This is a genomic window from Nostocoides australiense Ben110 (genome assembly GCF_001050535.1).
GTDB lineage: Bacteria > Actinomycetota > Actinomycetes > Actinomycetales > Dermatophilaceae > Nostocoides_A > Nostocoides_A australiense.
Genome location: NZ_HG764815.1, coordinates 4,144,782 through 4,153,095, shown reverse-complemented (window position 1 = coordinate 4,153,095; position 8,314 = coordinate 4,144,782). Strand labels below are relative to the sequence as shown.

Below are 8,314 nucleotides of genomic sequence, written 5' to 3'. Positions count from 1 at the left end.
TCGCGGAGCGCGCCAGTGCAGGATCGTCACGCGGAGCGTGACCACAGCGGGATCGTCACGCCGGGAGCCTGCACCAGATCGCTGCGCGAGCTTCTGCAGAGGGTGACCGAGTTATGGGTCCGGGTGTGCTGCGGCGATGAGAGCGCGGATCGCGGATGCCACGCGTGCCGGATGCTCCAGGGGTAGGAGGTGCGCCGCGTCTGGCCACGTTTCGCTGCGGGCTCCGACGATGCGAGAGGCCATGGTCGTGGCGTTGTGGGTGATGAAGTCGAGGTCCATTCCGCCGGCGACGATCCGGACCGCGGCGGTGATCTCGTCTAGGCGCTCCCAGGTGTCAGCGGGTGGGTCGTTGGCATCCTCGATGCCGCCCTGACGTCGGTTGTCGAGGATCAGGTCGTAGGCCACGCGGCGGATGCTTCCTCCTACCCGGCCGCCGTTCGCGGCTGCTCCGTCGAGCCAGAGTCGCACCTCGGCCGAGGCGCCAGTCTCAGCCTCACGGGTCTCGAGTGCCCGTTGGATGAGTTGGCGTTGTGCTGGAGGGAAAGCCGCCATCTCGGGTGCGGGCGCGCCGGGCACTGCGGGTGCCAGCAGCAGGAGACCGGCGACGTCGTCGGGCCAGTGCAGGGCGAACTGGCACGCGATCCCCGCGCCTGCTGAGTTGCCACAAGAAAGACGCGTCCGACGCCGAGGGTGTCGACTGCCTGTTTCAGGTCCGCGACATGGTCCGCCGCGCCGTGCAAGGAAGCCGACGCGCCGTAGCCCCGACGGTCGTACGCCACGAGTCGCGGAGCCCCGACTGTGGACGGCATCGTGAATGGCGACGCGGTCACCACGGTGTCCCAGCAGCGGTGGTCCATGTTGCCGGGGTGCAGGAGCACGACCACGTCACCGGTGCCGCCGTGGTCGAAGACCGCCAGACCGTCGTGGATGGACGGGGGCTTCATCGTGCTGATCGCTGCTTGTCGCCGGTGTCCGCCGCGGCCATCGCGGCCTCGTAGGCGGCTTGAAACTCGGCGAAGACCGACGGCGTCCCGGGTAAGCGCGGCACGCCGAGGTGCTGCTCGCGCAGCTCGTCCATGAACCGCTTCCACAACTCGGGGCCGCCCTGCTCGAGAAGCTCGGCGCGGACCGAGAGCTCCCGGCTGGGCTGCAGATGCCGCCGCCCCCACGACCCAAGTGCCGCCATCACCGGCACCAGCTGCACCCCTGCCTCAGTCAGGCTGTAGCGGACCTTCTGCCGGTGCGTGTCGTCGCTCGACCGCGACAGCAAACCAGCCGCGACCAGCCGTCGCAGCCGATCGGCGAGGATGTTGGAGGCGATGCCCTCATCCGACAAAGAGAGCAGTTCTCGGAAGTAGTGCCGGTCGCCGAACATCAGGTCGCGCAGCACGACCAGCGACCAGCGATCCCCCAGCACCTCGACCGTCTGGTTGATCGGGCATCCGGATCGGTGGGCTGGCGCGGGATCGTGTTCCACGCAACCGATTGTACTCCGCAACCGGTCATGCTAGGTTGCGAACCAGTTGCATTCCACTATCAGTCCGCGACCTCGGGAAAAGCCGCCCTGCGACCCAGAAGTCGATGATTCGAGCTCGACCGTTCCAGGAAGGCACGCAGTGAAACTCCTCCTCACCTCCGGCGGCATCACCAACGCGACCATCAGCGATGCGCTCGTCGACCTACTCGGCAAGCCGATCGCCGAGTCGACAGCGCTCTGCATTCCCACGGCGCTGTGGGGCTACCCCCGAGACATCCCGGTCTCGGCGCCGGACCTGGTGGACGGGCGTGCCTGGGGTGGCATGACGTCCCTGCCGTGGAAGTCCCTCGGCGTCCTGGAGCTGACGGCGTTACCGACCATCGGTGCGCAGCAGTGGATGCCCTGGGTCCGGAAGGCCGACGTGCTGCTGGTCGCCGGCGGGGAAACGACATACCTGTGTCACTGGATGCGCGAGTCGGGCTTGGCCGACATCCTCCACTCGCTCCAGGACACCGTCTGGGTCGGGGTGAGCGCCGGCAGCATGGTGCTGACCCCGCGTATCGGCGAAGACTTCGTCGGGTGGCCGTCCGCCAAGGACGACCGCGCCCTTGGACTCGTGGACTTCTCGATCTTCCCCCACCTCGACGTGTTCCCAGAGAACACCCTGGTCGAGGCGGAGAGGTGGGCGGCCGACATCGACGGACCTGCCTACGCCCTCGACGACGACAGCGCCATCAAGGTAAGCGGCGGACAGCTGGAGGTCGTCTCCGAAGGCCAGTGGAAGCCGCTTTCATGAACCATCGCGCTAGCCAGCGACACCAAGGAGCGGCGGCATGACATCGCAGCCCAGCGCAGCCCCTGAGGTCGTCGACCGCGCGAGGTTCGACGCTGCGCTCGCACGACAGATCCAGGACGAGAAGGAGGTCACTCGGCACAACGACCGGGTCTCCGCAGGCCGACGGCGGCTACCGATGCTGGAGGTCGAGAACTACAAGTTCGCAGGCCCAGACGGTCCGGTCCGACTCACCGACCTGTTCGGTGACACCTACCTGCTCGTCGTGCAGAACGTGATGTTCGGGCCCGACTGGGATGCGGCCTGCCCGAGATGCACCTGGGCGGTCGACAACCTCCCATCGAATATGGGGCGCCTCACCGACATAGGCATCGCCTTCGCCATGATCTCCCACGCCCCGATCGAGAAGCTCAACGCCTGGCGGACGCGCCAAGGCTGGATCCATCGGTGGGTGTCCTCCGGCCCCACGACCTACCACCGCGACTTCGGCTGGACCGACACCGACGAGAACGGCGAGACCTTCTGGCGCCCCGGATACTCTTACTACCTGCTCAAGGACGACACGCCCTACCTGACTTACGCGACCACGGGCCGCGGCACCGAGGCGATCTTCCCGGTCTCGCACATCAGGGACCGCACCGTCTACGGACGCCAACAGGACTGGGAGGACAGCCCCGACGGCTGGCCGCAGCAGCCCACCTACGGATGACTCGTCGAATGGCATGCGGCGCAACTTCGCGGGAAGTCCTTGATCGGAGAGGGAACCGCTGCCGGGATGCCGCACTCCGCGGCCGGCTTCGAGGCAGCTTCGCCCGTCGGCGTCCCGCGAGGGTGTCGGTTGCGAGGCGCCGGCCAGTTCTGCCTTCGCGGCGCAGCGCTGCCGCTGAATCGCGCGATAGACGGTAGAGCGGCCGACGCCGAAGAGCTCGGCGACCTCGAGGGTGCTGTACTCGCCGCTGTGCACGAGGGACACCAGGTGAGCCTCCTGCTTCCGGCTCAGCTTCGGCTGCTTGCCCTTCAACCGGCCCTTGGCCTTCGCGACCTTCATCCCCTCGACCGTGCGCAGCCGAATCAGGTCCGACTCGAACTCGGCGACCATCGCGAGGACGTTGAACAGCAGTCGCCCGACAGCGCCAGTGGGGTCATACACCGACCCGCCGAGCGACAGGCTGATCTCCCGCGCGGTGAGCTCGTCGGCGATAGCCCGAGCGTCGGGCAGGGATCTGGCCAAGCGATCGAGCTTGGTCACCACCAAGGTGTCCCCGGCCCGGCAGGCCGCCAGCGCCTCGCGGAGTCCGGGGCGTTCGCGGTTGGTGCCGGTCAGTCCGTGGTCGACATAGATGCGGTCGGCCTCGACCCCTAGACCTAGGAGCCCATCGCGTTGGGCGGTGAGGTCTTGCTGATCGGTGGAGCATCGGGCGTACCCGACAAGTAGTGCGCTCATGGCGCGCCTCCTGGAGTGGGCCCGGCCGGCCGCGGCCGCGATCGGCTCGGGCATCGAGCGCCAGCCCGACTTGACCAGTCAGCGCATACCCACTCTCGTTTCGCCAGCCGGTCGAGCCACTTCGCTGATCGGGCTCTTACGCCGCTTTACGGAATGGTCGATCCGTAAAGAGGCGTAAAGCCAAGGTGTACCGACCCCGCGAACGGATGGTCCCAGTTCGAGATCGTCACCCGGAAGGTGACCGGTGCAGGATCGGCTCGCGGAGCGCGCCAGCGCAGGATCCCGCACCGGCACGCTCCGCGAGCCCCCCCGTTGCGGCGATCGGAGTCGGCACGGCCGCAGTGTCGCAAGGCGGCCGAACGAGGCTCGACATGTGGCAACTGCGGTCGGTCGAGTACCTACGCTGAGAATGTGACTCGAGCGTGGGACCCGGCGACTGCAGGCGTGCTGCGCCTTCCGTCTGGCCGACTGATCCGGGGTCGCGGGCTGCGCCGACCGGCGCTGGCTGCTGGGCGTCCGGACTTCGGGCTGTACCTGCTCGGGCGACCCCCGCCGCCCGTGGGCTGGGAGCAGCGATGGGTTCGCTGGCCTGACTTTCGGCTCCCGAGCGACAAGCGCGACGCCCTGGACGCACTCAGCGAAGCCTGGTGGCGGGCTGGGTCTGAACGAGTTGAGATCGCGTGCCGCGGAGGTCGCGGCAAGGCAGGACAGGTACGGCCCTCGCATGCATAGTGGTGTTGGACGGTGCCTCGGCCGATGAGGCCGTCGACTTCGTTCGCGCACATTACGACGCAAGAGCGGTCGAGACGCCTTGGCAACGTCGTTACGTCGGGCGATTCGACAGCGCGTGACGGCGCTGATCCCACCCAGCTGCGGGCGCTCAATGACGTCGCTCGACCCCAGGGCCCCATGTGAGGGCCAGGAAATTTGGTCGCTCGTGGCCAACCGGTGACAGTCTCGGCAGGATGGCGCGCGGCACCCGACCCATGCGGGATGATCCGGCGACGGGTGGGTCTGCCAGCCCAAGGGACTACGAACTGGCAAGCGGGCGGCTGCCGTGTCAGTCACCGATGAGTTGAGAGTGTCTGACGACGTTGCCCAGCCTGGGAAAGATGACTGAAACCGAATGCTCGTGCTCGCCCTCGACTGGCGCGGTCATGGCGTCCTCAACAAAGACCAGTCGATATCCGAGTTCGTCGGCCGCTCGGCCTGTCGACTCAACGCCATTGCTGGTCGCGATCCCGGTGAGCCAGAGGGTCGTCACACCGCGCGCTTGCAGACGTTCGTGCAACCCCGTAGCGGTGAAGGCACCCCAGGTCCGCTTCACGACGATAAGGTCCTCGGGTTGCGGTCTGGCCAACGGAACGAGATCGCTGCCGGGCGGCTGGGTAGGCGTCGGGCGCTCGGACCTGACCCAGACGACGTGACCGCCCTTCGCCCGTAGAGCCTCTGCAAGGACGATAGTTCGGGTGACGACGTCGAGCCCACTGTGGGGGCGGGCGGGAGCCATCACAACGCGTTCCATGAGGTCGATTGCCACCAAGGCGATGTCGGAGCGAACGGACACGTTCCGACTCACGTCACAACCTCGTGGCCCGCCAGTCGCAAGCAAGCGACTGCCTCGGTCAGCCGACTCGTAGGCACGAGGATGAGGTCGCCGTCAATGCTCGCGGCCGTCCAGACCGGGACTCGATCGGCGGCCAGCGGAGTCAGGATCGCGCTGAGCATGCCCGTTGCTTCAGGGGGATGCGCCTCATCGCCATTCCACAACGCCGACCAAGACACCTCTGTGTCATCGCTGCGACGCATCATGGCGCCGCCGTCCGGGCCCCGTACCAACGCCAACCAGTCGACCCGAGCAAAGTCACTCTCAATCGCGCGTTCCAGAACGAATCGTCCGTCGAGCACACGAAGGCGCTGCAGCCGCTCAGCGTTCATGTCGTTAGCTCCTCGGCGTTCGCGGTCGGTCTGATCGGCGTCTGTCGGCCGGCCGGGAGACATCAGTCTGATGTCCCGTGCCCGTCATCGAACAGTCGCATGCAACCAGGTCACTCCTCGGCTCTCCGCCGGCGGCGCCATGAGTCGAGCGGGCGCGTCATCAGCACCAGGATCGCGATGAGCAGGATCTCGATCACTGGTGCACCGCCCAGCGCGGTCATCCGCGCTGCGGCGGCACCGAGCACCAAGATGGCGAGCCCGGCCGCCGCAAGACGGCTGACGCGGGTGACGAGGAGGCCGATGGCGCCGAGTACCTCCGCGGCGCCGACGAGGTAGCGCAGCCAGTCTCCGGCACCGATGTCGGCGAACATCTGCACCATGACGTGGGCCCCGGCGAGCTTGAGTGCGCCGCCGACGGCGAACTGCGCGGCGACCAGGAGGCGCAGGCCGGCAAGGACCGACGCGGATCGTGTCCGGGAAGGCGTGTCAGGTGTCGTACCGACGGTGGCGGTCATCACTGGTCCTCGCGGTTCGGCACGCGGGTGGCGTCGACCTGGTAGCCGCCTCCCGGCCATTCCCAGGCCCCTTGCACCGTCGCGGCGTTGCGGTCGATGGTGCCCGTGAACAAGGCCGGGGAGCCCTTTTCGCCATGCCAGATGGTGAGGTTGTCACCTTCCACCTGCCAGAAGTACTCCAGGGCGAAGGGGCAGAACGGACCTGGCCCCTCAGCGCTGAAGAGCATCGAGCGGAGCATGCCGGTCGCGGAGTCGTACCCGATGTACTCGATGCCGTCGTGAGGTTGCCCGTCCATGCGGGTCTCTTGGGTGAGGAAGAAGCCGCCGTCGAGCCAGCGACGGGTGACTGAGCCGGTGAACGGTTGGCCGGAGCTGTCGCGGCCCTCGAGTCGCCATTCGCCTTCCAGGATGTCGAGTTCGCGGAGCGTCGGGTGCGGTGTTGGCGGGATCGGTGCGCCGGTTGGAGCCTCGTGGTCGCTCATCGCGTGTTCCTTTCGGGGAGGAGCCTTGAGTTACGCGTCCATCGTGTCGTCGTCTGGTCGGCTAGATCCAGATGCGCCTGTCTCGATCGACCTGGGAGTTTTGTCTCGTGGCGCCTCGGCATCTACGGCTATCGCGCAGTGACGGACCGGGACGGTAGAATGAAGCAAGCAAGCCTCGCGCAACGCGTGTGGTGTTGTGGTCCTAAACCCCGCCGCGTGGCGGGCAACACGCAACGTGACCCTGTCTGGGTCTAGTCCTACAGCCTTCGGGCTGATCTCACGATCAACACCCCCGTCCGGGCCTCGACCCGTGGGTGCGAGGGTCGATCCGCGTGAGAGAAGGACCCCGATGGCCACCGCGTCCAGCAACACCGACCCCGTCCGTGACGACCCGGTACAGAGCCTCATCGACCCACCCGAGGGTGCCGCGGTGGCAGTGTCGTATCTGCGCGTGTCCCAAGGAACAGGCAGAGAGGGGCGGCCGCGACGAGGGCTTCTCCATCCCCGCGCAGCGCGAAGCCAACCGGCGCAAGGCCGAACAACTTGGCGCGGCCGTCGTGGAAGAGTTCGTCGACGCCGGTGAGTCCGCGCGCAAGGCCGACCGGCCCGAGCTGATGCGGATGATCCGCTACGTCAAACAGCACAAGGTCGCCTACTGCATCGTTCACAAGGTCGACCGCCTCGCCCGCAATCGAGCCGACGACGTGACCATCCACCTCGCCCTCCAGCAAGCCGGAGTCCTACTCGTCTCCGCGACCGAGAACATCGACGAGACACCCTCGGGGATGCTGCTGCACGGCATCATGTCCACCATTGCCGAGTTCTACTCCCGCAACCTCGCCACCGAAGTCACCAAAGGCATGACCCAGAAAGCCGCCGGCGGTGGAACCCTCGGTAAGGCACCCATCGGCTATCTCAACGTCCGCACCCGCGACGAACTCGGCCGCGAAGCCCGCACCGTCGAACTCGACCCAGAGCGGGCACCCTTGGTCGAGTGGGCGTTCAAAGCCTACGCCGCGGGGAACTGGACCGTCAGCCAGCTCCACGACGAACTCACCTCCCGTGGCCTGATGAGCCTGCCCACCCCGAAACGCCCCTCCAAGCCGATGGCCGTGTCCTCGGTGCAGCGGCTGCTGACCAACCCCTACTACAAGGGCGACGTGACATACCGGGGCGTCAACTACAAGGGAGCCCATCAGCCCCTCGTGCCCGCCGAGGTCTGGTACCAGGTCCAGTCCGTCCTCACCGCTCACAAGTCAGCGGCGGAGGCCACGCAGATCCACGACCACTACCTCAAAGGCACCATCCACTGCGGAGGATGCGGGTCCCGGCTGATCGTGTCGAACGCGAAGAACCGACACGGCAACGTCTACTGCTACTTCGTCTGCTCCGGCCGGCACTCCAAGCGGACCAACTGTGACCGCAGTGCGATCCTCATCGCCGATGTCGAGAACCTGATCGAGGACTACTACCAGCGCATCCAGATCACCCCCGCCCAGCACGAAGCACTCGCCGGGATGCTGCACCACGAGTTCGATCAGCTCATGTCCGCCGAAGTCGACGAACTGGCCCAGCTCACCGCCAACCGCGACCGCCTCCAACACGAGCAGGAACGGCTCCTGCAAGCCCACTACGCAGATGACGTGCCTGATTCCTTTCGGAGTT

Annotated in this window: 9 protein-coding genes and 2 pseudogenes; 3 read left to right on the top strand and 8 right to left on the bottom strand. The window is 66.9% G+C overall.

Annotation, left to right across the window (positions count from 1 at the left end):
* Positions 1 to 111: 111 nt before the first annotated feature.
* From BN11_RS26270 to BN11_RS20520, 3 genes and pseudogenes are all read right to left on the bottom strand, one after another.
* Positions 112 to 405, bottom strand: coding sequence for an alpha/beta fold hydrolase (locus tag BN11_RS26270; protein ID WP_048700292.1), 294 nt, complete (start codon positions 403 to 405; stop codon positions 112 to 114).
* A gap of 105 nt (positions 406 to 510) precedes the next feature.
* Positions 511 to 816, bottom strand: a pseudogene (locus BN11_RS26265) (serine aminopeptidase domain-containing protein); the annotation flags it as partial.
* 124 nt (positions 817 to 940) lie between these two features.
* A complete protein-coding gene (locus tag BN11_RS20520; RefSeq protein ID WP_048700290.1) occupies positions 941 to 1,477 on the bottom strand; it encodes a winged helix-turn-helix transcriptional regulator in 537 nt (178 codons plus the stop codon).
* A 139-nt stretch (positions 1,478 to 1,616) separates the two neighbouring features.
* Here BN11_RS20520 and BN11_RS20515 point away from each other — a divergent pair, with 139 nt between their 5' ends.
* Positions 1,617 to 2,273, top strand: coding sequence for a Type 1 glutamine amidotransferase-like domain-containing protein (locus BN11_RS20515; RefSeq protein ID WP_048700288.1), 657 nt, complete (start codon positions 1,617 to 1,619; stop codon positions 2,271 to 2,273).
* A gap of 37 nt (positions 2,274 to 2,310) precedes the next feature.
* Entirely contained in the window at positions 2,311 to 2,979 is a 669-nt protein-coding gene (locus BN11_RS20510; protein WP_048700286.1) for a DUF899 family protein, read from the top strand.
* A gap of 171 nt (positions 2,980 to 3,150) precedes the next feature.
* Here BN11_RS20510 and BN11_RS22220 read toward each other — a convergent pair.
* The 5 genes and pseudogenes from BN11_RS22220 to BN11_RS20480 all read right to left on the bottom strand — a co-directional run.
* A pseudogene (locus BN11_RS22220) lies at positions 3,151 to 3,714 on the bottom strand (recombinase family protein); the annotation flags it as partial.
* Between the two features lie 1,060 nt (positions 3,715 to 4,774).
* Positions 4,775 to 5,293, bottom strand: coding sequence for an isochorismatase family protein (locus BN11_RS20495; protein ID WP_083433922.1), 519 nt, complete (start codon positions 5,291 to 5,293; stop codon positions 4,775 to 4,777).
* Complete coding sequence (locus tag BN11_RS20490) at positions 5,290 to 5,652, bottom strand: ACT domain-containing protein (RefSeq protein ID WP_048700281.1); 363 nt, start codon at positions 5,650 to 5,652, stop codon at positions 5,290 to 5,292. The genes BN11_RS20495 and BN11_RS20490 overlap by 4 nt, the downstream gene beginning before the upstream one ends.
* Before the next feature lie 110 nt (positions 5,653 to 5,762).
* Positions 5,763 to 6,167 (bottom strand): DoxX family protein, encoded by a 405-nt coding sequence (locus BN11_RS21470; protein ID WP_053084201.1) that lies wholly within the window; start codon positions 6,165 to 6,167, stop codon positions 5,763 to 5,765.
* A complete protein-coding gene (locus BN11_RS20480) occupies positions 6,167 to 6,649 on the bottom strand; it encodes a DUF1579 family protein (protein ID WP_048700279.1) in 483 nt (160 codons plus the stop codon). Before BN11_RS20480 ends, BN11_RS21470 begins: the two co-directional genes overlap by 1 nt.
* A 422-nt stretch (positions 6,650 to 7,071) precedes the next feature.
* Here BN11_RS20480 and BN11_RS20475 point away from each other — a divergent pair.
* Positions 7,072 to 8,314 (top strand): recombinase family protein (locus BN11_RS20475; protein ID WP_235435571.1); only part of this gene is annotated, 1,243 nt, incomplete at its 3' end.